Origin of the sequence: Nitrobacter sp. Nb-311A (assembly GCF_000152905.1) — a bacterium.
Lineage (GTDB): Bacteria > Pseudomonadota > Alphaproteobacteria > Rhizobiales > Xanthobacteraceae > Nitrobacter.
This window is the reverse complement of sequence record NZ_CH672419.1, coordinates 71,178-96,993: the sequence shown is the minus strand read 5'-3', so window position 1 is coordinate 96,993 and position 25,816 is coordinate 71,178. Positions and strand designations below refer to the sequence as shown.

Sequence of the window (25,816 nt, the reverse complement as noted above, 5' to 3'; positions counted from 1 at the left end):
CCCCGCCCTTACCGTCTTTTCGCTCGCCGCTCCAGCTTCGGAGATGCGGCTGGTTCTGGCGCTCGCTCGATCGAGGACAGACGTCCCGCCGTAAAGGTGTAGATTCCGGCGCGGGGTCCCTTCAGGAACGTCAAGACCGCAACACGATCGCCTCCCGGGTTGTTGGAAAGATGGACATTGTCCGGCGCGGCGCCGATGCCGCGCGTTACGTCGCATTCGGTATGACCCAATGCCACCGTACCCGATGCTGCGAACGCCGGGGTTGTCGGAGCATCTGCGGAGCTATCGGAGAGCGCGCTGGATTCACCTGTTCCGATCGGCGGCGCCATGCCGGGGCAAAGACCGTCCGCGCTGATGAGGTCGTCCGGCGTGACCGGCTTGTCCGGCGTAAGCGGCGGCGCTTCAATCGAAACGTTCTTGATGAACACCCTGCCGGATCGCGAAAACCATTCGGCGTCCTTCGATAGCAGACCGGTCGAAAACATATCCGATGCGCTGCCGCAGCCCGACACAAGCGGCGCCATCAGAAGGAGCGACATCAGGGCCCTTCGGCAAAATCTGGGCTGTCCCACGACGAATTCTATCCCGGCGGATCGTAAATCGTAAAAAGCCTGTCCCAACCACGAATTTGCGGCGCGACCATGGCTGGACCTTAGTGTCAGATCAGAAAGCTTCAAGTCTCATTAAATTACAACCGCTCTAGTTGACTATTTGTAACGCTGCCAGCGTCCTCTTTCGTCGGGCTGCCAGTAGGTTGCCTCAAATCCACGCGATTTGCATTCTGTCCAGACCGCTCTCGCGGCGTCCAGCGCGACACTGTCGTCGCCATCGAAGATCAGCACCAGCCGCTCATAGGTATCAGGACTTTCCGGAAGCGGGGCGCTGTCGATTAAAAACCTGACGGTGGCCCCGTTGGGATTGCGGCCGTCGACTGTCAGCACAATCGGCTGTTCGCTTGCGTCCTCGATCCGCCATGTCGCATGCGGCAGGAAAGAATCGTCACGATAGGACCATAGATGCGCATCGAGCGCATCGGCGCGCTCCTCAGACGTTGTGTGGACGACAGCCCGCCATCCGCGCTCGAAGGTTTTCTCGAGCAGCGGTGGCAGAACCTTTTCAAGCGACGTGTTCTGCAAATGATAAAATAGTACTTCCGTCATCGCTGCGTTTCGTAATGCTCCGCGACGAGGCGATCCAGCAACCGCACGCCGAATCCGGATCCCCAGCTTTGATTGATGTCGGATTTGGGAGCTCCCATCGCCGTCCCCGCGATGTCAAGATGCGCCCACGGCGTACCGTCGATGAACCGTTGCAAGAATTGAGCAGCCGTGATCGAGCCCCCATAGCGCCCGCCCGTGTTTTTCATGTCTGCGAACTGCGAGTCGATCAGCTTGTCGTATTCAGGCGCAAGCGGCATCCGCCAGACCCGCTCGCCGGTCTCCAAACCCGCCTTGGTCAGTCGCTCGGACAATTCGTCGTTGTTTGAGAACAGGCCGGCGTGCTGGGTGCCGAGCGCCACCATGATCGCGCCGGTGAGCGTTGCGAGATCAACCATCACCTTGGGCTTGAACTTGCGAACGACGTACCAGAGCACGTCTGCGAGAACCAGCCGGCCCTCGGCATCGGTGTTGATGATCTCGATGGTCTGTCCAGACATTGACCTCACGATATCGCCGGGCCGTTGCGCCTTGCCGTCCGGCATGTTCTCGACAAGCCCGATGACGCCGACGGCGTTCACTTTGGCTTTGCGCGCGGCGAGCGCGTGCATCAATCCCACCACACAGGCCGCTCCGCCCATGTCGCCCTTCATGTCCTCCATGCCGCCGGCGGATTTGATCGAGATTCCGCCGGTGTCGAAGCAGACTCCCTTGCCGACGAAAGCGACTGGCGGTTCGCCCTTTTTGCCGCCATTCCAGCGCATGACAACCGTCCGGCTGGGCCGCGCCGATCCCTGCCCCACGCCCAGCAGCGCCCCCATGCCAAGTTTGGTCATGGCCTTGACGTCAAGAACGCCGATACTGACTCCCACTGCGCGCAACCGGCTCGCGCGCCGGGCGAATTCCTCTGGATAGAGTATATTCGGCGGTTCGTTCACCAGATCACGCGCGATAATGACGCCCTCGACAACGTGATTGACCGGCGCGAAAGCTTTCTTCGCCGCGGCGACGTCGGCGACCGCGATCGATATATCGGCGTGCAATGCCGCTTCGTCGTCCTTCTTCCGCGTCTTGTAACGATCGAATTTGTAAGCCCGCAACCGGATGCCGGAAGCCAGTGACGCCGACTGATCCGGAGTCATCGTTGCGGATGGCAGTTCTGCAATGATCGTGACGCCGCCGTTATCGCTCCGAATCTTTCCCGTAAGGACACCGCCGAATTTCAGGAAATCGCTGCTCTTAAGAGCCGACGTTTTGCCGGCGCCCACGACGATCAGCCGATTAGCCTTGAGCCCCTCCGGCGCGAGAATATCGAGCGTGGTCGCGCTTTTGCCTTTGAACTGATTGGCTGCAGCCGCCCGTTTGACAAGTCCGGCTGACGATCCAAGCGCCTTGCTCGCGGCCTGGCCAAACTTCAGCGCATCATCGCAGAATACCACGAGGGTCCCGCGCGAAGCGGTCGAAAAGAGAACAAAGCCGACCTTGACGGCGTCGGGCATCGGAAAACCTCCAGGATCAGGGGTGGGGCAGCGTCGGAATCGGGCCAGCGTGTGAGTTACCGACTATGGCCTGTCAAAGGCAACGCTGCCAAGGTCCGCCATCGGATCAGCGTTCGGCGCCGTTGCTGCAATTCGCCTCGGAGCGCAATTTAGTTTTGCGCCGTCGTGGCCCCAGGGTCACATATCTCGGATTTTAACTATAATCGCCGGACATTAAGGCTCAGCCATTTTGTTGACAGATCAAAGGGATGGTACTGAGAGACGAGTCAGGTAAAACATGCAGGATGCAGGGGGAAGCCCCGGTTGCGGCCTGATCGCTTCCGGATGTTCTGCCTGAGGGATTGGGGATCGTTCAGACCGATGGGGTCTATCGACAGGTATATCTTCCGGACGACGCTGGCGTCGTTTGTGGTAGTCCTGGTCAGCCTGACGGGCGTGATCTGGATTACGCAGGCGTTGCGCGGGATCGACCTGATGACAAGCCAGGGACAGACCATTCTGACGTTCCTGGGGATTACTAGCCTTGCCATCCCGGTACTGGTGCTGATCATCTCCCCGATCGCGCTGATGATCGCGATTTCGCACACCCTCCACAAGCTTGCTACGGATTCGGAAATCATTGTGATGAATGCCGCCGGCCTGTCGCCGTTCCGGCTTTTCCGGCCGTTCATCTACGCAACGGTGATCGTGGCCTTGCTGGTGGCATTCATCGCGGCCTACCTTGCACCTGACGGGATGCGTCGGTTGAAGCGATGGGACGCCGAGATCACCGCCGACGTTCTGGCGAACGTTTTGCAGCCCGGCCGATTTGCGCAACTCGATCCGAATCTGACAATTCGTATTCGGGAACGACAACCTGGTGGCCAGCTCGCCGGAATTTTCATTGATGATCGCCGTAATTCGGATGAACGCCTCAGCATCATCGCTGACCACGGAACGGTGATGAAGAACGACAAGGGCTCGTTCCTCGTCCTGGAAGACGGGCACTTGGAGAGATTCGAGACCGGCAAGCGCGAACCGGCCATGGTCGCGTTTGACCGCTATGCGTTCGACATGTCGAAATTCTCCAATCGAGGGCATGACGTTGTTTATGGCATTCGCGAGCGTTATCTTTGGGAGTTGATCGTTCCCGATCAGAACGACCCGGTGGTTCAGCAGCTACAAGGCCAATTCCGCGCCGAGCTTCACGATCGATTCACCGCCCCGATCTATCCGTTTGTCTTTGCCGCGCTGACCTTCGCGTTCCTTGGAACACCGCGTACCACGCGTCAGAGTCGCAATTTCTCCATGGGGGCGGCAATTGCAGCCGTGTTCGGGCTTCGTATGGCCGGTTTCGCGCTTTCCGTCATGACTGTGAAATCGCCCCTCGCGGCGCTCCTGCAATACCTGCTTCTTTTCGGGGCAATTGGCATCAGCCTGCGGGTGATCGTTGCTGGAATAGTGCTCGAACCACCCGCTGCGTTAATAGAGGCGATCAACAGATCCAACGCGCGGCTCCTCCGCCTGCTGGGGAAGAGACCGGCCGTCGCATGAGCATGTTGACGAACACGTTGGGTCGTTATTTTGCTGGCCGCTTCTTGGTGGCTGCGCTCGGCGTGTTCGTCAGCATTTTTCTGCTACTCGTTCTTGTCGATTACATCGAAATGGTCCGAAGGACGTCCGGGCTCGCATCGGCATCGGCGCTCGTGGTTGCGGAAACATCGCTTTTCAGGGTGCCTCAACTCCTTGAGAAACTGACTCCGTTCTGTGTCCTGATCGGCGCCATGACGTGCTATCTCGCATTGTCGCGGCAGCTTGAACTGGTGGTGGCCCGCGCCGCTGGCGTTTCGGCGTGGCAATTCATCTCGCCGGCGCTCGCATGCGCGATCGTGCTCGGCGCCCTCGCCACCACGGTCTACAATCCGCTATCCGCCAACCTGCGGGAATTGTCCAAGCGCATGGAGGCCGAACTGTTCGGCGGTGTCTCCGGAGGCGGTCTTCAGGACGCATCCGGCTTCTGGATCAATCAGGTGACCGACGACGGCCAGGCCATCATCAACGCGGCGCGCAGTGAGCAGCAGGGCGTGCGCTTGACAGGGCTCACCGTGTTCAGATTCAATCCCCATTCCAGGTTCGAGGAACGTATCGAGGCGCGCGAGGCAGCCCTGGAGGACGGCCGCTGGCTGTTCAAAGGCGTTCGCCGGTTTACGCTCGACAACCCGCCGGTCGAACAGGAAACCTTCGTCCTTTCGACCAGTCTGACGCCAGCGCAGGTCCAAAACAGTTTCTCCACCCCCGAAACTGTGTCATTTTGGCAACTTCCGGGTTATATCAAGTCTTCCGAGAGTTCAGGGTTTGCCACCGCAGGATACCGGCTCCAATACCACAAACTCATCGCACAGCCGTTTTTGCTGGCTGCAATGGTGATGCTGGCGGCCTCGGTAAGCCTCCGGTTCTTCCGCTTCGGCGGGGTGCAAAAGATGGTTTTAAGTGGCGTGGGTTCGGGCTTTCTGCTCTATGTCCTGTCCAAGGTAACTGAGGATTTGAGCAAGGCCGAGCTGATGAATCCAATCGCTGCGGCATGGCTACCCGTCTGCGTCGGCGGGCTCACTGGCTTTTTGGTCTTGCTGTATCAGGAGGACGGATAGTGGCTGCAATCGCCACCCTCCGTAAATGTTCGACCGCTCGCGAGCGGCGCGTCTTGCCGCGCCGCCGTCGGTCCGGCGCGTCCGTGATTCCGGCGTCGCTGACGGCGGCCGTTCTCGGACTGATTGCAGCCGCCGTGACGGACGTCGTCGCTACCACTCCGGCCGTGGCGCAAAGCTTCACTTACAATCCTCGTCCGCCCAAGCCCGCGCCGGCGCCAAGGCAGAGCGATGGGCAGATGCTCGTTCAAGCCACCGAGCTCGACTACGACTACAACAATTCCCGCATATCGGCCGTCGGCAATGTGCAGATGTTCTACAACGGCACGAGCGTCGAGGCAGACAAGGTCATCTACGATCAGAAAACCAAGCGGCTCCATGCCGAAGGCAACATCCGCATGACCGATGCGGACGGCAAGGTGACCTACGCCAGCATCCTCGATTTGAGCGACGACTACCGGGATGGATTCGTCGATTCGCTGAGAGTTGATACGGCTGATGCGACCCGCATGGCCGCAAGCCGCGCCGATCGGACCCAGGGCAACTACACGGTTTTCGAGAACGGCGTCTACACAGCCTGCGCGCCCTGCAGGGAGAATCCGAAAAAGCCCCCGCTTTGGCAGGTCAAGGGTGCCCGCATCATTCACAATCAGACCGAGAAGATGTTGTACTTCGAGGACGCCCGATTGGAATTCTACGGCGTGCCTATGGCCTATATGCCTTTCTTCTCGACGCCAGATCCGACTGTGAAGCGCAAAAGCGGCTTCCTGATGCCGGGCGTGAGCACCTATAGCTTCTTCGGGGTCGGGGTCGAGGTCCCCTACTATTTCGCGCTGGCGCCAAACTACGACCTCACCCTCTCCCCCCGGTTCACCACGCGGCAAGGCGTGTTGATGCAAGGTGAGTTTCGGCAGCGTTTCGAGGACGGCGCCTATCAGATCCGTGCTTATGGCATCAATCAGCTTGATCCGGACGCCTTCGGTTCGCGTCCCGGCAACCGGGACTTCCGCGGTGGTGTGGATACCCAAGGCCAGTTTGCCTTGAACGACAAATGGGTTTGGGGTTGGGACGGCGTCCTGTTAAGCGACTACTTCTTCTTCTCCGACTACCGGCTGAGGCAGTACAGGGACCCGATGCAGTCGTTCCTGACTCTGCCGACCGAAGCGATCTCGCAACTCTATTTGACCGGTGTCGGCAACCGTAGCTACTTCGACGCTCGCGCGATCCACTACCTGAGCTTCTCGGGCAATCAGAGCCTGGTTCCGGTGGTCGCGCCGGTCATCGACTATTCGAATGTCATCAACCATTCGGTTATTGGCGGCGAGTTCAGTTACAAGTTCAACTTCGTCAATCTCGCCCGTGATCAGCCGCAGTTCGATCCGATCTCGACGCTGGCGAACACCTCGTTCGTATGCGCGCCGACGTCGGCTGACCCGGCGGCGAGAACGCCAACCAATTGTTTGCTTCGAGGCATTCCGGGGACCTATACGCGTCTGACCGCGCAGGCGCAGTGGCGGAAGTCGTTCACCGATTCCTTCGGCCAGATCTGGACGCCGTTCGCGTCACTTCGCGCCGACGCGATCAACGCCGATATTTCGAACCAGCCGGGCGTGTCCAATTTCATACAGCCCGGCACCACGCAGACAGTCCGCCTCATGCCGGTGGTTGGCGTCGAATACCGCTATCCGTTCATCAACGTTCAGCCGTGGGGCACCACAACGATCGAGCCGATCGCACAGGTCATCGTCCGCCCCAACGAAAGCTATGCCGGCAGGCTGCCGAACGAGGATGCGCAAAGCCTCGTCTTCGACGCCAGCAACCTGTTCAGCGTGGACAAGTTTTCCGGTTATGACCGTGTCGAGGGCGGCGGCCGCGCCAACGTGGGCGCACAGGCGACGACTCAATTCGATCATGGCGGCGCAATCAACTTTCTGTTCGGACAGTCCTATCATCTGTTCGGCCTGAACTCGTTCGCCGTCGCGGATATCACCAATACCGGCGTCAATTCCGGCTTGCAGCGTGCGCAATCCGACTACGTAACGAGCGTCAATTATTCACCTAACAGCATCTTCACGTTCAGCACCCGCGCGCGAATCGATGAAGCGACCTTGAACGTGCAGCGCTTCGAGGCCGAAGGCCGCGCCAGCTTCAACCGGTGGTCCGGGAGCGTGTTGTATGGCGATTATGCGGAGCAGCCCGCCCTCGGGTTTCTCGCAAGGCGCCGAGGTATTCTGGGCAGCGGTTCCATAAAGGTTGCATCCAACTGGGTCGTGCAGGGTGCGGCGCGCTGGGACCTGGAAGCCAATCAAATCAATCAGTATGCGGTCGGTGCGGGATATGTGGACGATTGTTTTGTTCTCGGTCTCAACTACGTGACCTCATACATTTATTCCGCGGGGGCAACTCCGCCCCAGCTTAACCATGCTTTCATGCTTCAGCTTGGGCTGAGAACCCTGGGTCAGACCCGCGGAGGGTCGACCGGATCTGGCATCCGCTAATTTCAAGTGGTGGCACTTTGAAGAAGCAGGCTGTGCCCGACGAACTCAGACATCGACGACAATAGACCTGCTAGTGCATTGACATGAAAATGACCTCGCTCTTCCGGCCGTTCAGCCGTCTCGCCGTATTCGCGTTTCTTTCGTTCGTGAGCTTTAACTCGCCGCTGTCTGCACAGTCGGTCGCGGTCATGGTCAATGGCGAGCCGATCACGACTTTTGATATCGAGCAGCGCAGCCGCCTGATTAAGATATCCACCCACAAATCTGCGTCACGGCAGGAGGTGATCGACGAGTTGATCGGCGAAAAGGTGAAGATCAAGGAGGCCAAGAAGTTCGGCGTGAACCCGACTTCAGCAGATATTGATCGTGCATACGCCAATATGGGCGCGCGTATGGGGATGTCGCCCGAACAACTGACGAAATCGCTCGCCTCTCAGGGCGTTCGCCCGGACACGATCAAGGCGCGCCTGCGAGCTGATCTGGTCTGGGGAAGCCTCGTGCGCGGCCGCTTCAAGGAAAGCCTGCTTGTGAGCGATCGTGATGTCAATGAAGCGCTAAAAAATAGCGGCGAGGATCAATCGAAAATCGAGGGGGTCGAATACCAGATGCGCCCGGTCGTCCTGATCGTTCCGCGCGGCGCGGCGGCTTCCGTGATGGAGGCGCGGCGCAACGAGGCCAATTCCTTGCGCGAGCGTGTTCAGTCCTGCGCGGACGCTATTCGCATTGTCAAGGCGATGCGGAACGCCACCCTGCGCGATAGGGTCACGAAAACGTCCGCCGACCTCCCGCCTCCGCTTCGTGATTTACTCGACAAGACGCCAGTGGGGCATCTGACCCCGCCGGAAATCACGCGGCAAGGCATCGAAATGGTAGCGGTATGCGAAAAGAAGGTCACAAGCGTGGACACTCCGAAGAAAAGGGAAATCCGGGAAAAAATGTTCGCCGACAAGTATGAGAAGCGATCCAAGTCCTACCTGGAAAATATTCGAAGATCCGCGATGATCGAATATCGCGAGGGTCGCCCTGAGAACGGCAACAAATGACGTCCGCCTGGTCTGTAGGAATTAGTGGATTGAGTTCGACATTCGCGACCTGCCTGGAACGTTTTCAAGCGAAGTGGATAACGGTTCGCGCGAAACGGTAGAATGCGGCGGATGTCATGAACGGCGGCATGAGTTTGGATCAAAAGCCGCGCCGGAGCCACAGCGTGGTGAAACCGATTGCATTGACCTTGGGTGAGCCGGCCGGCATCGGACCGGATATCACGATCGCGGCCTGGCTGCGCCGCAATAGCGATGCCGTTCCTCCCTTCTATCTTCTTGGCGATCGCACCTTCATCGCAGCCCGAGCAAAACTGCTCGGACTAGATCTTCCCTTGCTTGATCTTCCCTTGGCGGAGGTCGGCCAGAGAGACGTCTCCGAGATATTCACTGAAGCGCTTCCGATTGCCGCCACGGGTCATCCGGCAACCGCGCAACCCGGCGATCCTGACGACAATAGCGCCGGCGCTGCGATCGGATCGATCCGGCAAGCGGTCAATGACGTTGTGGCAGGCCACGCGGGAGCCGTGGTTACTAATCCGATTGCCAAGAGCGTGCTTTACCGGGCGGGCTTCGCCCATCCTGGCCACACCGAATTTCTCGCCGAACTGGCGGCAGCGAACGCCAGCCCGCCGCAACCGGTAATGCTGTTGTGGTCGCCTGACCTTGCGGTAGTGCCCGTCACGATCCACCTGCCCTTGCGGGACGCGATCACAACGCTGTCGAGCCGCATGATTGTTGATACCGTCCGCATTGTCGTTGCGGACCTGCGCTCGCGGTTCGGAATCTCCAACCCTCGCATAGCCGTATCCGGATTGAACCCTCATGCGGGAGAGGACGGTTCGCTCGGAACCGAGGATCAGACGATCGTTGCGCCGGCTGTCGCAACCCTGCGCACTGAGGCAATCGACGTCAAAGGTCCGCTTCCAGCCGACACAATGTTCCATGAGGCCGCGCGCCGGACTTATGACTGCGCCATTTGCATGTATCACGATCAGGCTCTGATTCCGGTCAAGACGCTGGCTTTCGATCGCGCGGTCAATGTCACGCTTGGACTACCGTTTATCCGCACATCGCCTGACCATGGCACTGCATTCGACATCGCCGGCACGGGACGCGCCAACCCGTCGAGTCTGATCGCTGCGCTACAGCTCGCCGCCCGGATGGCGGCTTCGACGCATTCGGCATGAGCGTGATTGATGACCTTCCGCCACTACGCGACGTCATCAAACGTCACGCGTTGTCGGCGCGAAAATCGCTGGGGCAGAACTTTCTGCTTGATCTGAATCTCACGGCCAAGATCGCGCGTGCTGCCGGTCAGCTTCAGGGTGCAACTGTTATCGAGATCGGGCCTGGCCCCGGCGGATTGACGCGGGCGCTGCTTGCGGCCGGCGCGAAGCATGTTATCGCCATCGAACGTGACGAACGTGCGCTCGGCCCGCTGGAAGAAATCTCGGATCGCTATCCCGATCGCCTCACGATCGTCAACGGGGACGCGACGAATTTCGATCCACAGCCCCTGCTCGGTACGACGCGCGCAAAGATCGTCGCCAACCTGCCTTACAACATCGCCACCGCGCTTCTGATCCGCTGGCTCAGCATAGAGCCCTGGCCGCCATGGTACGATGCCATGGTTCTGATGTTTCAGCGCGAGGTGGCCGAACGGATCGTTGCCCGCGAAAACGACGAGGCCTATGGCCGCCTCGCCGTGCTGTCGAACTGGCGCGCAGAGACCAAAATTCTGTTCCACATTTCGCCCGCGGCTTTTGTTCCGCAACCCCAGGTCACGTCTTCCGTGGTGCGGCTGATACCCCGCGAAAGTCCCGAGCCCTGCGACCGCCGGCTGCTGGAGCAAGTTGCCGCCGCCGCGTTCGGGCATCGCCGGAAAATGCTGCGGCAAAGCCTCAAATCGCTGCCCGCCGATCCGGCGTCGCTGGCGGCTGCCGCAGGCATCGACCCCGCGCGGCGAGCGGAAACGGTTCCTATATCCGGATTCGTTGCGATGGCTCGCGAATTGGCGGGCCTACGTTCGAATTCGTAAGGCCGCGCGGCGCCCGGTGCGCATCGAACGTCGGCCAGCTAAATTGCGCCGCTCCGACCTGCCTCGATAGAAACTTGGGCTGCCGCTGTCCTCCTGAAAAAATGGACGGGAAGAAGGCGATTAGCCTCAATTCCGCCTCGACCATTCCGGATTTGCGGCGCAATGCGACCCAAGTCTTTCCCGACAATTTAACGAAAAAGCATTCTGAATCTTGTCATCGGGGATATGCATGTCAAACCGCGCGGGAAAACGTCTCTCAACCTTTTGGGTTGCTTTATTCACGGGTGGCATGCTTGCGGTCGCCGTCCAGGGTCGGGCCTACGCAGACGATACATGCCTGGCAAAGCCTGGCGCCACAACGCCGCGCGGAGATCACTGGTACTATCGCGTCGAGCCGGGAACGAAGCGTCACTGTTGGTATCTCGGCAAAGGACGCGGAAAGACAGCGCAGGAAACCGCAGCAAAGCCGGCGCCGTCCGTTCCCGCGCCGGATAAGCCGGCGCTGACGTCGTCCCCACCGCCTCTCCGGCCGTCCATTACGAATGCACATGCGGAGTTCGATGACGCGACAAGCGCGAACGATCCAGCCGACGCCAATCCCCCGCCCTCCACGACGGATTCTTCCGCCGAGGCTGCGCAAAATGCGAGTATCTCGCAGCCTGCTGCCACGCAGTGGCCCGATCCGGCGCCCCCTCCAGCACCGGTCGTCAATGCGGCGACGCAACCGCCGGAACCAGCCGCTGTCACGCCTGATCCGCAGGCTCCGAACGATCCGCCGGTTCCTTCGGCAACAGTCGAACCTGCTAAACAGGCGTTCGGCGAACACAGCGAGCCAAGCTTAGCTTCAGCCGTTGTCAGCGCTCCCGAGGAGGAAATTCAGTCTCATTCGTCATCAATGCTGCTGGGTGGGCTTGCTGGCGCGCTAGCCTTTGCAGGGTTCCTTGGATTCGCAGCTATCAAGTTCGGGAGCCTGAGCAGCTTCTTGCACGTCGGGCGCTCGGGGTTGATCGAGGATTTGATCCGCCAGGGTAGTCCTCCGCCAGGGAAGCAAAAGGAGGCCGATACAGCGCAGACGTCCCGTAGCGACGTGCAGCGCACACGCCGGGAGATCGAGGCGCAATCGCGCGACATCATGGAGATTTTGGCGCGCGCCTCACGTGGAGCAACGACGTAGGATCGGTCCTCGGACTTGACCCGAGGATGGGGCCGCGTGAAGAAAACGCGCCAAATCAAAATCTGAGAGCCCCGCTTCTGATTCAATCGAAGCGAAACGGCACTAAGTCTCGAGTTGCCGCTGCAATTCGCGTACAAACGCCGTCAATCCGGTTTGGCGTTCGCGCTTGAGCCTTTCCGCCTTCAGAATCGATTGGACCTCGGAGAACGCTTCGTCGACATTCTTGTTGATGACGATGTAATCGTACTCGGCCCAGTGGCTGAGTTCATGTGTAGCGCGGTCCATTCGCTCACGGATGACATGGTCGGCATCCTGGGCGCGGGTATGCAGACGTCGTTCCAGATCAGCGGCAGACGGCGGCAGAATAAAGACGCTGACCACGTCAGCTCGTGCCTTCTCCCGCAATTGCTGCGTGCCTTGCCAGTCGATATCGAACAATACGTCGCGGCCAGATGACAGGGCCGCCTCTACTGGAGCGCGCGGCGTGCCGTAGCGATTGTCAAACACCACAGCCCATTCCAGCAGATCGTTGTGCTTGACCATGGTTGCAAAGGTCGCCCCGTCGACGAACTTATAATCACGACCATCGACCTCGCCCGGCCGCATCGGTCGCGTGGTCGCGGAGACCGACAGGCTCAGGCCTTTGACGCGCTCGATCAGCAGCCTCGACAGTGTGGTCTTGCCGGCACCGGAAGGCGACGATAGCACGAACATCAGGCCACGCCGTTCGACTCCATCGAAATTCCGGTCGTGAGCAGTCATCGATCACTCCAGATTCTGGACCTGTTCGCGAAACTGTTCGACGACGTTTTTCAGTTCGAGCCCGACATTAGTCAGCTCAATATCGTTCGACTTCGAGCAGCAAGTGTTGACCTCTCTGTTAAATTCCTGCGCAAGGAAATCAAGCTTGCGCCCGATTGGACCGCCCCCGCAGATCAATTCGCGCGCCTGCGAAATATGCGAGGCAATGCGGTCCAATTCCTCGCGGATATCAGCTTTCGTGGCGATCAGGATCGCTTCCTGATGGAGCCGATCCTGGTCGAAGCGGTCCGATGCATCGAGTAGCGCGGCGATCTGCTCGGCAAGTCGAGCCATCACTGCGCCCGGTTGGCGACCGGGGGCGGCTTCTGCCCTGCCCGCGAGACGCTCGATCTCATCCATGCGCTGCATCAGTACGCGACCGAGCGTAGCGCCTTCACGCTCGCGCATATCCATCAGGCTGCGCAACGCCTGCTCGAAAGCTTCAGCGGCGGAGATCTTCACCGCATGTTCCTCGGCATCGTCGGGCTCCGGCTCAACGACTTCCAGAACTCCCTTTATCGCCAGCAGACCATCAACACTCGGCGCGAGCGCGTCGATCTTGCCGCATAAATCCCGAGCGGCCTTCAGCAGCGATTCCAGGACCTGCTCATTGATACGAACGAGGGGAGCCGCGTTGCTGCGCTTCACCGTCAGATTGGCATAGATCGTCCCGCGGGATAGCACTTGCGCCGCGCGCTTCCGTATCGTCGCCTCCATATCGTCCCAGCCGGGCGGCAGCCGGGGTCGAAAGTCGAACCCTTTGGCGTTCACCGACCTCAACTCCCATTCGAACGCATACGGCCCACTTGCGCCGTGGCTTCTTGCAAAGCCCGTCATGCTCGACAACGCCATCGCGTAATTTCTCCGAAGCGCCCAGAATGTGAGATTCGGCCAGACAGATCGTTTTGACGTTAGAGAACTTTTGTGGCCGAGTGAAATCTGTTCCTAGAGCCTTTCCGCTTCTGATGGTATCAGAATCGAAGCTCCACGCTCCGGGTTGAGGCGTTCTCCAGTGAACGGCACTTTGGTTGAAAAAACGCTATAGAGCATGACCCAGCCCCGAGGGGCCGCACCGACGCAAAGAGATCGGTTCGGATGAAATCAAGCTCGATCAAAAAAGTGAGTCAGATTCCAGCCGGCACCTGAGCCGGCCTGAATCGGATTTCTGTTGCGGATGATGTGCCGCGAAGGATCGGCGGCTCCTACCGGTCAGGCCGGGTTCGCTTCCGCGGGATAGGTTTCGGGGAAGGTTCGACTTGAGCCGCCGGGTCGGCCTCCATTCTGGCCGGCGCGGCAGCCGGCGGCGGATCGTCGGTCGGCTCAACCGCATCGTTCTGAATCTGCTTCTCCATGGTCCGCAACCGGGCGACGTTCTTCTGGTGCTGCTCGTAGGTCTCGGTGAAGCTGTGCCCCCCGTTTCCGTCGGCGACAAAGAACAAATCGCGGGTTCGCGCCGGATTCGCCGCCGCTTCGAGCGAAGCCCGGCCGGGATTCGCGATAGGTCCCGGCGGCAATCCCTCGATCACGTAGGTGTTGTAGGGAGAGGCTTGCATGATTTCGCTGCGTTTGATCGGCCGCCCAAGCGTTCCTTTGCCCCCGACCAGGCCATATATGATTGTCGGGTCGGACTGGAGTTTCATCTTCTGCTTTAAACGGTTGACAAACACGGCTGCAACTCGGCTGCGCTCATCCGCCTTGCCTGTTTCCTTTTCAATGATCGACGCCAGTGTAACGAGTTGCTCCGGTGTTTTGACGGGCACATCCGAGGCACGACGCTCCCAGATCTCGGCGAGCACGCGCTTCTGTGTCTGCTGCATGCGCTGAACCGCTTGCTCGCGGCTGGTGCCGCGCGGGAACTTGTATGTCTCGGGCAGTAACGTGCCCTCGCGCGGGATCTCCCGAAGGGAGCCTGAGAAAATCTCGTTCTCCGAAAGTCGCTCCACAATCTGTTCGGAGGTCAGGCCCTCTGGAATAGTCACCGGATGCTGCACCACCTTGCCCTCGACAATGGTGCCGATGACTTCGCGCAGACTGGCTTGCTTTTGGAACGCGTATTCTCCTGGCTTCAGATCCGCTCGCGCCTTCAGCGCAAGTACGCTTCCCATAAATGCCCAGCGATTGTCGTCGATCACTCCTTCACGCTGGAGAATTTCGGCGATGTCGTTCATCCCGGCGCGGGCCGGAATGTTGACGATCTTTTCTTCCTGAAGCGGCCCCGGCGCTTCGATCTTCTGCTTGCCGTAGATAAAAATTCCGCCGGCACCAAGCATACCTATCAATAAGACAGTAATGATCGCATTGCCTGCAACCACCAGCGGGCTTCGCACGCGTGCGGAACGCTTAGGCGGCGGCGGCACCTGTTCGGGCTCAAGCGCGGCGCGCGGACTGCGCGGAGAGATGGGCGGCCTTTCAGTCATCGATGCAACCTGAATCCTGTCGGTTCAATCGCGGCCGGCGAATTCCCTGCCCCGGCCAACAGCATGCGCCCTTGTCTAGGATTTATCATCGAATGCGGCGAAACAGTGGATTTGCTTCCATCCCGCGTTAATTGGCGAGGCGCCGCATGATAATTGACGCGTTGGTGCCGCCGAACCCGAACGAATTCGACAACACGACATTGATTTCCCGTTGACGTGCCTTGTGCGGGACGAGATCGATCGCTGTTTCAACCGATGGATTATCAAGGTTGATCGTTGGTGGAGCGATGTTGTCGCGAATCGCAAGGATGCTGAAAATCGCTTCGACCGCGCCCGCAGCACCGAGCAGATGGCCGATAGAGGATTTTGTCGAAGACATCGATGTTCTTGATGCAGCATTGCCCAGCAACCGCTCTACCGCCTTCAGTTCGATTTCGTCGCCGACCGGGGTCGATGTACCATGGGCATTGATATAGTCGATATCCGATGGAGATATGCCAGCGCGCTTCATGGCCGCGGTCATGCTTCGGAACGCACCGTCGCCATCCGGGGACGGCGATGTGATGTGATAGCCATCCCCCGACAGGCCGTATCCCGTAATTTCGGCATAGATTCTGGCGCCGCGCTGCCGTGCATGCTCATACTCCTCGAGCACAACGATACCGGCGCCTTCTCCCATGACGAAGCCGTCGCGATTGGCGTCGTAAGGGCGCGATGCCTTTTGCGGCGTATCGTTGAAGCCCGTGGACAGTGTCCGCGCGGCGCAGAAGCCGGCCATGCCGATGCGGCAGATCGGCGACTCAGCGCCACCAGCCACCATGACATCGGCATCGCCGAGCGCGATCAGGCGGCTCGCATCGCCGATTGCATGCGCGCCCGTTGAACAGGCCGTCACCACCGCATGGTTCGGTCCCTTCAGTCCGTGTTCGATCGACACGTATCCCGAAGCAAGATTAATCAGGCGTCCCGGAATGAAGAATGGCGACACTTTGCGCGCGCCCCTCTCCTTCATGAGGACAGCAGTGTCGGCGATACCCGAAAGGCCACCGATGCCGGAACCGATCAGGGTACCGGTCGCGCAACGATCCTCCTCGGTTGAAGGATGCCAAGCCGCATCGTCGAGCGCCTGCCTGGCGGCGCTCATTGCGAAGATGATGAAGTCGTCGACCTTGCGTTGGTCCTTCGGCTCCATCCACTGATCAGGATTGAAGGTTCCGTCAGCACCGTCGCCGCGCGGGACGACGCAGGCGATTCGGCACGGCAAGTCGGTGACGTCGAACGTCTCGATCTGCTTCGCGCCGCTCTTGCCGTCGAGAGTGCGTTTCCAGGTCGGCTCGACTCCGCAGCCAAGCGGCGACACCATGCCAAGTCCGGTGACGACGACGCGCCTCATCTGGAAAACTCCAGCTTCCTTACAGATCATAAGGAAAAGCCGGTGGGCCGTTCGAACACGACCCTTCCGGCTTAACTAGGACCGCTGAAGAGCGTCAGCTTTTCGCGTTCTTCTCGAGAAACTTTGTAGCATCGCCGACGGTCAGGATCGTCTCCGCCGCATCATCGGGAATCTCACAACCAAACTCTTCCTCAAAAGCCATCACGAGCTCGACCGTGTCGAGACTGTCTGCGCCAAGATCGTCAATGAAGCTGGCGCTCTCGACGACTTTCTCGGGCTCTACGCCAAGGTGCTCGACCACGATCTTCTTAACCCGCTCGCCAATCTCGCTCATCATTAAACCTCGCGCTTGTTCAATTGGACCCGACCGCAAACCGAGCCATCGTGGAGCATTAAACTAGCTAATTCCTGTCGCTATTTGCAGTCGTGTAGGATCTCGGTCTTTTCCGCCTTGTGCGGGTGCGGACCGGCAAACGACGGCAGCCGCCGCACCGCCATATACAGGGTTTCAAATTCCTGCAATGGCGTTCTTTGCCCACCCGTTCTTGGTCCGGTTATCACACATCGAAAGCCTTGACCACAAGCCCCGGTGGACGGGCCAAAAGCGCCTCAAATCATTGCCATTCCGCCGTTGACATGAATCGTCTGGCCGGTCACGTAGGCTGCTTCATTCGAACTCAGATAGACCGCAGCCGCAGCAATATCTTCCGGCGTTCCGAGGCGGCCCGCAGGGACTTTCGTCAGAATCGTCTCTCGCTGCTTCTCGTTCAGTGCGTCAGTCATCGGTGTTGCGATGAATCCAGGCGCGATACAGTTGGCCGTCACCCCGCGCTTCGCATATTCCGCGCCTAGCGTTTTGATCATGCCGATCAGCCCGGCTTTCGATGCGGTGTAATTCCCCTGGCCCGGGTTTCCAGTAACGCCGACCACGGAGGTGATCGCGATGATGCGGCCGAAGCGTTTGCGCATCATCAGTTTTGTCGCTGCGCGCGCCAGGCGGAATGTCGCTGTCAGATTAATCCTGATCACATCATCCCAGTCCTCGTCGCGCAACTGCACAAACAGGTTGTCCCGTGTGACGCCCGCATTGGCAACGAGAATGTCGACGCGCCCCATGGCCTTTTCGGCATCCGGCACCAATGCCTCGACCTCCGCCGTATCCGACAGGTTACAGGGCAGCACATGAACGCGCTCGCCAAGCGTACCCGCCAGTGCGTGCAGCGCCTCCTGGCGCGTACCGGAAATCGCGACCGTCGCCCCTTGCGCGTGCAGCGCTTTCGCAATGGCGCCGCCGATACCGCCGGTCGCGCCTGTCACAAGCGCAGTCCTATCGGTCAAGTCGAACATTGCTCCTCCCTGTCTTCTTTAAGCCGAGTGCGCGGCAGCCAGCGCGTCCCTCGCCTGCGCGATGTCGTTCGGTCCACCGACGGCCACGCCGATGGCGCCGTCCGCTATGCGCTTGACGAGCCCGCTCAGAACCTTGCCGGCTCCGATCTCGAAAAAGCGCGTCACGCCGTGTTCAGCCATATAGGCGATCGACTCACGCCAGCGTACGGTCCCTGTCACCTGCTCGATCAGGCGCTGGCGGATTTCATCAGGGTTCGTGATCGGAGCGGCCAGCACATTGGAAATGACCGGCACCACCGGCGTGCTGATGGTCACGTCAGCCAGCGCTTTCGCCATTACGTCGGCCGCGGGTTGCATCAGCCTGCAATGAAACGGCGCCGACACCGGCAGCAACATCGCGCGCCTGGCGCCTTTGGCTTTTGCGATCTCGACCGCCCGATCGACTGCTGCCTTGTCGCCGGATACGACAACCTGTCCGCCGCCATTGTCGTTCGCGGCCTGGCAGACCTGACCCTGGGCGGCTTCGTCGGCAACGGCCATCGCGGCCTCATAATCGAGGCCTAACAGCGCCGCCATAGCGCCGGCGCCGACCGGGACCGCCTTCTGCATGGCGAGGCCGCGCGTCCGCAGCAGGCGCGCCGTGTCGGCGATGCTCAGGCTTCCCGCGGCCGCCAGCGCGGAATATTCCCCGAGCGAATGTCCGGCCACGAAGGCGGCATCCCGCTCCACGGAAAATCCGGCCTCGGCTTCGAGTACGCGGAGAGCGGCAATAGAAACCGCCATCAAGGCCGGCTGAGCATTCTCAGTCAATTGCAGGGTTTCAGCTGGCCCATCCCAGATGGTGGCGGTCAATTTTTCGCCGAGGGCGGCATCCACCTCGTCAAAAACGACTTTGGCGACGGGAAATGCCTCGGCCAGCGCCTTGCCCATGCCTACGGTCTGGGACCCCTGCCCCGGAAAAGTGAATGCCGCTGTCATGCGCGCGCCCCTGGAAACCCCGGCCGGAGAGACACCGCAAGCCGGATGATGTCAAGACGCGTGGCTGCAACGGCCTTCAACTGCGGCGGCGGCGTACGGACCGCGTGGTTCGACGGCTTTCGATTGCCGCGAGCCGCAGGCCGGCGTTATCTCTTGCAACCGGCCCGGAAATCCGTATAACCCGCGCCATCCGCAGATCCCGGCCGGGAGCTGAACGGACGGTCTCAGCAATTTCACCTGTCAGGCGATATTGATGTGGCAGGGCCCATCGGTCCGTCGTCCCGTGCTTCCGCCTTCTGAGCTTATCCCGAGTCCTTTCCCAAGGTCTCGAAGGGCTTGCCGTCGGGATCCGCGCCAACTTGAGGAAAGGACATCCATGCCTCTCTATGAGCATGTTTTTCTCGCGCGCCAGGATGCGAGCTCCCAGCAGGTCGAGGAATTGACCAACCAGATCACCGGCGCGATCACGGGTTTGGGCGGCAAGGTCACCAAGACCGAGAACTGGGGCGTACGTTCGCTCACCTATCGGATGAAGAAGAATCGCAAGGCGCATTTCGTGCTGCTCAACATCGACGGACCCGCCACGATCGTCAATGAGATCGAGCGCCAGGAACGCATCCATGAAGACGTCATCCGCTATCTCACCGTGCGGGTAGACGAACATGAGGAAGGTCCGTCGGCGATGATGCGCAAAGCCGATCGCGACCGTGAGCGCGACGATCGTGGTGGTGGTTTCCGCGGTGACCGCGGTCCGCGCAGACCGCGCGAGGAATCCGCCGCTGTGGTTGAGGAGTAAGAATCATGGCTGATGCCGGTGCACGCCGTCCCTTTTTCCGCCGCCGCAAGACCTGCCCGTTCACGGGCTCGAATGCGCCGAAAATCGACTACAAGGATTCCAAGCTGCTGATGCGTTACGTCTCCGAGCGCGGCAAGATCGTGCCGAGCCGCATCACCGCAGTATCGGCCAAGAAGCAGCGCGAACTCGCGCGCGCGGTCAAGCGTGCGCGTTTCCTCGGCCTGCTTCCTTACGTTATCCGTTAATTCCCGGTCGCCGGCGGCATCGCCGGCGTCCATCATCGTTATGTTTCATAAGGCTTCCGGTTACCCCTGAGGCCGATGGTTGGGGCTCGAACGAGACCTCTAACCGCTCGGAAGGAGCGGGACAGCTGATGAATATGAACCCCTTCATTGCGATCGCAGCCGGCTGCGCGTCGGCGCTGATGTTCGCATCGATCATTTCGGACGCGCTGATCTCGCTGTTGCTGTTCTACCTGGCTCCATTGCCGCTGATGGTCGCGGCAATGGGCTGGGGGCCTGCCTGCGCTGCTCTCGGCGGCGCTTTCGCCGGCGCCAGTCTGGGCGTATTGTTCGGCCCGTCCTATTCCGCAGCTTTCGTGCTGACAGTCGCGCTGCCGGCGTGGTGGCTGGGGCATCTGGTGCTGCTCGGCCGCCCGGCCACCTCGGATACGTCGCCGCAAGGGGTGGACGCAGCGCCGGGCGATCCGCCCCCGGTCGACTGGTATCCGCTCGGACGCATACTTATCTGGATCGCCTGCTTCGCTGCGCTGACCACGACCGCCGCGCTTCTCACGCTCGGTTCCGACGCGTCGACGATTGCGGATACCCTGCGGCGCGGGCTGCTGCGCATCACCAATGTGCGGGATACGGCCTCAGGCGATCGCGCCTCGGAGGTCGTCGATGTGTTTGTGGCCATCGCTCCCGCCGCTGCCGCAACCATCGCGATGGCGACCCTGACGCTCAATGTGTGGCTCGCCGCCAAGGTCACCGCAACCTCCGGACGCCTGCGGCGTCCATGGCCTGACGTGAGGACAATGACGCTGCCGCCGATGGCGCTGGTTGCGACGATGGTCGCGCTGGCACTGTGCTTCATCGGCGGATTGCCCGCGATCCTGGCCCAGATCGTTACCGCTTGCCTGATGATGACATATGCACTTGTGGGTTTCGCCGTGCTGCACACGATCACCCTGACGATGCGGAACCGTGGGCTATGGCTCGGTTCGGTCTACGCCATCGTGCTGATGTTCGTATGGCCTGTCATCACGATTGTAGGCATCGGCATAGCGGACGCAATTTTCGGATTTCGGCAACGTTACATGCAACGGCACACGCCTCCGCCGATCGTGCCGAAATCGTGAGTTCACACAGTACGAACAAGAGGATCGATCATGGAAATTATTCTGCTGGAACGCGTGGCCAAACTCGGGCAAATGGGCGAGGTCGTGAAGGTCAAGGACGGTTTCGCCCGCAACTTCCTTCTCAGACGCGGCAAGGCCCTGCGTGCGACCGCCGAGAACCGGGCCAAATACGACGGCATGAAAGCCGAGCTTGAAGCCAACAACATCAAGGCCAAGGGCGAAGCCGCCAAAGTGGCCGAGAAGATCAACGGGCGCGACATCGTCGTCCTCCGCCAGGCTTCCGAAACCGGGCAGCTATTTGGCTCGGTCACGGTCCGCGATATCGTGGCCGCGCTGGCCGCCGATGGCATTATCGTGAGCCGCCCCCAGGTCTGGCTGGATGCGCCGATCAAGACAATCGGCCAGCAGAAGCTGACGGTCGCGGTTCATCCGGAAGTCGAGGCCGAAATCACGGTCACGGTCGCCCGCAGCATGGACGAGGCCGAGCGCATCCAGCGTGGGGAGGACATCAGCACCCGTCAGGAGGATCGCAACGCTGCCGCCGAAGCGATCGCCGCCGCTGGCGAATTCTTTGATCCGGAAGCACAACATGACGAGCCAGCCACGGAAGACGAGCAGAGCGCTGAGGAAAAGTGAATCTCGTTCTCGCGAGCGACACGCGAACTCTCCGCTTCCATCGGAAGCGGGAGGCCCGCCATTGAGTAACCCGGGGTCCTTCACCGCTTCACGGAAAACGGTGGAAGACTCTCCGATCTTGATCTGACGCGTTTTCTTCACGCGAACTGAAGTTCATCCTCGGGTCAAGCCCGAGGCTATGCTTTGTTCGAAAACGCTATTTCAAGAATAAAAGATAAGTATTGCTCAGGCCGGTTTACGGCCTTTTCTTCCTCGCTGCTCAATCAAGACTGCCTGTTGCCATCGGCCGGGCGCCTTGTCGGTGCGATGAACGCAGCCCGCCCAACAGCACGGACGTTTCTTGCCCTCCAACAGTTCGTCACAGGTTCGCTCAATGCGACGCTGGCGCGTCTTTGGTTGTTTTGCGTCATCTACCCAGCAGATGAACTCATTCCGACCGAGCGGCGTCAGACTTTCCCACAGCGCAAGGACTTTCGGATCCGATCGCAAGGCGGCTTGAAGGTCTTCTCGTGCTTCGTGCACTGTGCCGTGTAGAAAAGTATTCGCCACGCAACCTCCAAACGATCGGCCAGCACGCCTCAAATTTTTCTGGTTCTGATGGGTACCAGAAGCAGGGTTTCGCGATTTTGGTTTGACGCGAACCGGTCATCCGTCCCCAGTCAAGCCCGAGGACCTGCCTTGCTCGAAAGGACCAGCGGGGGGACCCGGTTGTTATGCGTCCCGCAGCCAGCCAGCCGCCACGCCTGTCCACAAACAAACGGCCGGCACTTGGCGTACCGGCCGTTTGTTTTTACCCGTTGAACCGGATTCGTCGCTCATCTTTTTGTTGGAGCATGATCTTTTCCGAAAACCGGTTTCCACTTTTCGGGATCCTGCTCCAGGTCAGGCCTTAAGAAGCGGCTCCTCCGACGCAAGGCCTCCGCCGCCTGGCCTGGGTTTGCGCGGCGGTGTTCGCTTGCGGGCGCCGGGCAGTTTCTCCGGCTTGGGGGTGACCGGCCCGTCGAGGAACTCAAAACCGATCTTCTCGAGATCAACGCCCGCGACAGTCTCGTCTTTGACAAGAACGACGCGCACATGGCCACCGCCCTTAAGCTTGCCGAACAGCACCTCGTCTGCCAGCGGCTTCTTGATGTGCTCCTGGATCACCCGCGCCATCGGCCGGGCGCCCATTTGCTCGTCGTAGCCGTGTTCGACCAACCAGGCCTTGGCCGGATCAGAAAGATCGATCGTCACAAAACGATCCGCAAGCTGCGCCTCGAGCTGCAACACGAATTTCTCTACCACCAGGCCAATCACGTCGGTGCTGAGATGACCGAATGAGACAGTGGCGTCGAGCCGGTTACGGAACTCAGGCGAGAACTGACGGTTGATCGCCTCGCGATCATCCCCTTCCCGCTTGTTACGCGTGAAGCCGAACGCAGCCTTCGCCATATCGGAAGCGCCCGCATTGGTGGTCATGATCAGGATCACGTTACGGAAGTTAACCTGCTTGCCATGGTGATCGGTAAGCCGCCCGTGGTCCATGATCTGCAACAGCACATTATAGACATCCGGATGCGCTTTCTCGATTTCGTCGAGCAGCACCACCGAATGCGGATGCTGATCGACGCCGTCAGTCAGCAGGCCGCCCTGATCGAAACCGACGTAGCCGGGAGGCGCGCCGATCAGCCGCGAAACGGTGTGCCGTTCCATATACTCGGACATGTCGAAGCGCAGCAGCTCGACGCCAAGCGCCTCCGCCAGTTGTTTGGCCACCTCCGTCTTGCCGACGCCGGTCGGACCGGAGAACAGGTAGGCGCCGATCGGCTTTTCCGGCTCGCGCAAGCCGGCGCGTGCAAGCTTGATCGACGCGGTCAGCGCTTCGATCGCGCGATCCTGTCCGAACACCACACGCTTGAGGGTCTGCTCAAGATGCTTGAGGACCTCCGCATCGTCCTTCGACATGCTCTTGGGCGGGATCCGGGCCATGGCCGCAATCGTAGTCTCAATTTCCTTGATGCCGATGGTCTTCTTCCGCTTGCTCTCGGTCACCAGCATCTGCGCCGCACCGGACTCGTCAATCACGTCGATCGCTTTGTCGGGCAGCTTGCGGTCGTGAATATACCGCGAAGACAGCTGCACCGCCGCCTCGATCGCGTCATTGGTGTATTTCAGCTTGTGGTAGTCCTCGAAATAAGGCTTGAGGCCCTTGAGAATGGCAATGGCATCCTCGACCGAGGGCTCGTTGACATCGATCTTCTGGAACCGGCGGACCAGCGCGCGATCTTTCTCGAAATGCTGCCGGTACTCCTTGTAAGTGGTGGATCCCATGCAGCGGATCGTTCCCGCAGCCAGCGCCGGCTTGAGCAGGTTGGAAGCATCCATCGCGCCGCCGGAGGTCGCTCCCGCGCCGATCACCGTGTGAATCTCGTCGATGAACAGAACCGCGTTCGGGTGCGCTTCCAGTTCCTTGAGAACCTGCTTCAATCGTTCTTCGAAATCGCCGCGATAGCGCGTGCCGGCCAGCAGCGTTCCCATGTCAAGCGAGAACACGGTTGCGGCCGCCAATACCTCGGGGACTTCGCTGTCGACGATGCGCTTCGCCAATCCTTCGGCGATCGCGGTCTTGCCAACGCCCGCGTCGCCGACGAAGAGCGGATTGTTCTTCTGCCGGCGGCACAGCACCTGGATCGCTCTGTTGATCTCGGCGTTTCGCCCCACTACCGGGTCGATCTTGCCGTCGCGCGCCTTCTTGTTCAGATTGACGCAGTAAGTCTCAAGCGCATCGCCCTTCTTCTTGGCGTCGTCGCCACTTTTCGTTTCGGTCTCTTCGTCCACGCCCCGCACCGGCCGCGCTTCGGAGACGCCGGGGCGCTTGGCAATGCCATGACTGATGTAATTCACCGCGTCGTAGCGTGTCATGTCCTGCTCTTGCAGGAAGTAGGCCGCATGGCTTTCGCGCTCCGCGAAAATCGCAATCAGCACGTTCGCGCCCGTCACTTCCTCGCGGCCGGACGACTGCACATGGATTACAGCCCGCTGGATCACGCGTTGAAAACCGGCGGTCGGCTTGGCATCGTCAGCAGCTTCGGCCGTGACCAGATTCTCGAATTCAGTCTCGAGATAGTTCACCAGGCTGCCGCGCAGCTTGTCGAGATCGACACTGCAAGCCCGCATGACCGCCGCCGCATCCGAATCGTCGACCAGCGAAAGCAAAAGATGTTCGAGCGTGGCGTATTGATGGTGCCGCTCGTTGGCGATTGCGAGCGCCCGATGAAGGGATTGTTCCAGGCTTTGAGAAAAAGTTGGCATTCCGCGTCCTCTAGGGTCTCTTGGCCATCATGGTCGCCATCGCCCCGTCAGGCAACAACAACATTCGTCAATAATATAGTAATACACCACCCGGGGGGAAGGTCCGTCTTGCGCGAACAAATAGCACGCTGCAGCCGCGAATCATTCGCGGTTGGGCCAAGCGGCGCGCGAATTGAGCCTGCCGGCCGGAAATCGCATAAAAATGCGTTCCGAATTAACGGGACCAGTACAGTTATTTTTTTTCCATCACGCATTGCAGCGGATGCTGGTGCTTGCGCGCGAAATCCATCACCTGCGTGACTTTGGTTTCGGCAACCTCATAAGTGAACACGCCGCATTCGCCGATGCCGTGATGATGGACATGCAGCATGATCTGGGTGGCCGCTTCCAGGTCCTTTTGAAAGAACTTCTCGAGGACGTGAACGACGAACTCCATTGGAGTGTAGTCATCGTTCAATATGAGCACACGATAGAGATTGGGACGTTTCGTCTTCGGTCTGACCTTGGTGATGACTGAAGCGGCTGGATCGCCCCGGCCACCGGCGCGGTCGTCGTCTTCACTCATTCTCGTTCTCGGTGCTGAAGGGGCATCCCCCACCGACAGCACGGACGTTCCGGTTATTTGAATGACAGGCGGCTTCAACATGGCTCAAGCGTTCGATGTCTTCCCACAATCAACGATGGGCTCAACCAAGCAACCGCGCTACGTCGATCCTAGCCGCGGTAGGCCGCTTATCCCGTTACGACTGTCGGCTGGCCCGGAC

Annotated in this window: 24 protein-coding genes; 11 read left to right on the top strand and 13 right to left on the bottom strand. The window is 60.0% G+C overall.

Annotated elements, in window-relative coordinates:
* Window positions 1-8 precede the first annotated feature (8 nt).
* The 3 genes from NB311A_RS15315 to NB311A_RS15305 form a co-directional block, all read right to left on the bottom strand.
* Window positions 9-539: a hypothetical protein gene (locus NB311A_RS15315; RefSeq protein WP_009799550.1), complete on the bottom strand. Its 531-nt coding sequence runs from the start codon at window positions 537-539 to the stop codon at window positions 9-11.
* A gap of 168 nt (window positions 540-707) precedes the next feature.
* Complete coding sequence (locus NB311A_RS15310) at window positions 708-1,160, bottom strand: DNA polymerase III subunit chi (protein ID WP_009799551.1); 453 nt, start codon at window positions 1,158-1,160, stop codon at window positions 708-710.
* The gene (locus NB311A_RS15305) at window positions 1,157-2,656 is read right to left on the bottom strand and encodes a leucyl aminopeptidase (RefSeq protein WP_009799552.1); all 1,500 of its coding nucleotides are present in this window, start codon (window positions 2,654-2,656) and stop codon (window positions 1,157-1,159) included. Before NB311A_RS15305 ends, NB311A_RS15310 begins: the two co-directional genes overlap by 4 nt.
* A 360-nt stretch (window positions 2,657-3,016) precedes the next feature.
* Between NB311A_RS15305 and lptF the strand changes: the two genes are divergently transcribed.
* The 7 genes from lptF (at window position 3,017) to NB311A_RS15270 (ending at window position 12,033) form a co-directional block, all read left to right on the top strand.
* Window positions 3,017-4,189: an LPS export ABC transporter permease LptF gene (lptF, locus tag NB311A_RS15300; RefSeq protein WP_009799553.1), complete on the top strand. Its 1,173-nt coding sequence runs from the start codon at window positions 3,017-3,019 to the stop codon at window positions 4,187-4,189.
* Window positions 4,186-5,283 carry an LPS export ABC transporter permease LptG gene (gene lptG, locus NB311A_RS15295; RefSeq protein WP_009799554.1) on the top strand — a complete coding sequence of 366 codons (1,098 nt, stop codon included), beginning with the start codon at window positions 4,186-4,188 and terminating at the stop codon, window positions 5,281-5,283. Before lptF ends, lptG begins: the two co-directional genes overlap by 4 nt.
* Window positions 5,283-7,778 (top strand): LPS-assembly protein LptD, encoded by a 2,496-nt coding sequence (locus NB311A_RS15290; protein WP_009799555.1) that lies wholly within the window; start codon window positions 5,283-5,285, stop codon window positions 7,776-7,778. Before lptG ends, NB311A_RS15290 begins: the two co-directional genes overlap by 1 nt.
* 83 nt (window positions 7,779-7,861) lie before the next feature.
* Window positions 7,862-8,821, top strand: coding sequence for a peptidylprolyl isomerase (locus NB311A_RS15285; protein ID WP_009799556.1), 960 nt, complete (start codon window positions 7,862-7,864; stop codon window positions 8,819-8,821).
* Between the two features lie 128 nt (window positions 8,822-8,949).
* Window positions 8,950-10,008: a 4-hydroxythreonine-4-phosphate dehydrogenase PdxA gene (gene pdxA, locus NB311A_RS15280; RefSeq protein ID WP_245257012.1), complete on the top strand. Its 1,059-nt coding sequence runs from the start codon at window positions 8,950-8,952 to the stop codon at window positions 10,006-10,008.
* The gene (rsmA, locus tag NB311A_RS15275; protein WP_009799558.1) at window positions 10,005-10,859 is read left to right on the top strand and encodes a 16S rRNA (adenine(1518)-N(6)/adenine(1519)-N(6))-dimethyltransferase RsmA; all 855 of its coding nucleotides are present in this window, start codon (window positions 10,005-10,007) and stop codon (window positions 10,857-10,859) included. The genes pdxA and rsmA overlap by 4 nt, the downstream gene beginning before the upstream one ends.
* Window positions 10,860-11,148: 289 nt before the next feature.
* On the top strand, window positions 11,149-12,033 hold the full coding sequence (locus NB311A_RS15270) for a hypothetical protein (protein ID WP_009799559.1): 885 nt from the start codon (window positions 11,149-11,151) through the stop codon (window positions 12,031-12,033).
* A 102-nt stretch (window positions 12,034-12,135) separates the two neighbouring features.
* On the opposite strand, the gene gmk is transcribed toward NB311A_RS15270, so the two are convergent.
* The 7 genes from gmk to fabD form a co-directional block, all read right to left on the bottom strand.
* Window positions 12,136-12,795 (bottom strand): guanylate kinase, encoded by a 660-nt coding sequence (gmk, locus tag NB311A_RS15265; protein ID WP_009799560.1) that lies wholly within the window; start codon window positions 12,793-12,795, stop codon window positions 12,136-12,138.
* 3 nt (window positions 12,796-12,798) lie between these two features.
* Entirely contained in the window at window positions 12,799-13,686 is an 888-nt protein-coding gene (locus NB311A_RS15260) for a YicC/YloC family endoribonuclease (RefSeq protein WP_009799561.1), read from the bottom strand.
* A gap of 350 nt (window positions 13,687-14,036) precedes the next feature.
* Complete coding sequence (gene mltG / locus NB311A_RS15255) at window positions 14,037-15,251, bottom strand: endolytic transglycosylase MltG (RefSeq protein ID WP_009799562.1); 1,215 nt, start codon at window positions 15,249-15,251, stop codon at window positions 14,037-14,039.
* Between the two features lie 127 nt (window positions 15,252-15,378).
* Window positions 15,379-16,644, bottom strand: coding sequence for a beta-ketoacyl-ACP synthase II (fabF, locus tag NB311A_RS15250; RefSeq protein ID WP_009799563.1), 1,266 nt, complete (start codon window positions 16,642-16,644; stop codon window positions 15,379-15,381).
* 94 nt (window positions 16,645-16,738) lie between these two features.
* Window positions 16,739-16,978, bottom strand: coding sequence for an acyl carrier protein (locus NB311A_RS15245; RefSeq protein ID WP_009799564.1), 240 nt, complete (start codon window positions 16,976-16,978; stop codon window positions 16,739-16,741).
* A 275-nt stretch (window positions 16,979-17,253) separates the two neighbouring features.
* On the bottom strand, window positions 17,254-17,991 hold the full coding sequence (gene fabG, locus NB311A_RS15240) for a 3-oxoacyl-[acyl-carrier-protein] reductase (protein ID WP_009799566.1): 738 nt from the start codon (window positions 17,989-17,991) through the stop codon (window positions 17,254-17,256).
* An 18-nt stretch (window positions 17,992-18,009) separates the two neighbouring features.
* The gene (gene fabD / locus NB311A_RS15235) at window positions 18,010-18,969 is read right to left on the bottom strand and encodes an ACP S-malonyltransferase (RefSeq protein ID WP_040675511.1); all 960 of its coding nucleotides are present in this window, start codon (window positions 18,967-18,969) and stop codon (window positions 18,010-18,012) included.
* A 376-nt stretch (window positions 18,970-19,345) separates the two neighbouring features.
* Between fabD and rpsF the strand changes: the two genes are divergently transcribed.
* The 4 genes from rpsF (at window position 19,346) to rplI (ending at window position 21,761) form a co-directional block, all read left to right on the top strand.
* On the top strand, window positions 19,346-19,765 hold the full coding sequence (gene rpsF / locus NB311A_RS15230) for a 30S ribosomal protein S6 (RefSeq protein WP_009799568.1): 420 nt from the start codon (window positions 19,346-19,348) through the stop codon (window positions 19,763-19,765).
* A gap of 5 nt (window positions 19,766-19,770) precedes the next feature.
* Complete coding sequence (rpsR, locus tag NB311A_RS15225) at window positions 19,771-20,010, top strand: 30S ribosomal protein S18 (protein ID WP_009799569.1); 240 nt, start codon at window positions 19,771-19,773, stop codon at window positions 20,008-20,010.
* Window positions 20,011-20,138: 128 nt separating this feature from the next.
* The gene (locus NB311A_RS15220; protein WP_009799570.1) at window positions 20,139-21,125 is read left to right on the top strand and encodes a DUF2232 domain-containing protein; all 987 of its coding nucleotides are present in this window, start codon (window positions 20,139-20,141) and stop codon (window positions 21,123-21,125) included.
* 30 nt (window positions 21,126-21,155) lie between these two features.
* Window positions 21,156-21,761: a 50S ribosomal protein L9 gene (gene rplI, locus NB311A_RS15215; RefSeq protein WP_009799571.1), complete on the top strand. Its 606-nt coding sequence runs from the start codon at window positions 21,156-21,158 to the stop codon at window positions 21,759-21,761.
* Between the two features lie 225 nt (window positions 21,762-21,986).
* Here the strand turns inward: rplI and NB311A_RS20745 are convergent, their stop codons facing one another.
* From NB311A_RS20745 to clpS, 3 genes are all read right to left on the bottom strand, one after another.
* Window positions 21,987-22,283, bottom strand: coding sequence for a YdeI/OmpD-associated family protein (locus tag NB311A_RS20745; protein WP_245257017.1), 297 nt, complete (start codon window positions 22,281-22,283; stop codon window positions 21,987-21,989).
* A 360-nt stretch (window positions 22,284-22,643) separates the two neighbouring features.
* Complete coding sequence (clpA, locus tag NB311A_RS15205) at window positions 22,644-25,052, bottom strand: ATP-dependent Clp protease ATP-binding subunit ClpA (RefSeq protein WP_009799573.1); 2,409 nt, start codon at window positions 25,050-25,052, stop codon at window positions 22,644-22,646.
* Between the two features lie 232 nt (window positions 25,053-25,284).
* Window positions 25,285-25,617 carry an ATP-dependent Clp protease adapter ClpS gene (gene clpS, locus NB311A_RS15200; RefSeq protein ID WP_009799574.1) on the bottom strand — a complete coding sequence of 111 codons (333 nt, stop codon included), beginning with the start codon at window positions 25,615-25,617 and terminating at the stop codon, window positions 25,285-25,287.
* Between the last annotated feature and the right edge of the window lie 199 nt (window positions 25,618-25,816).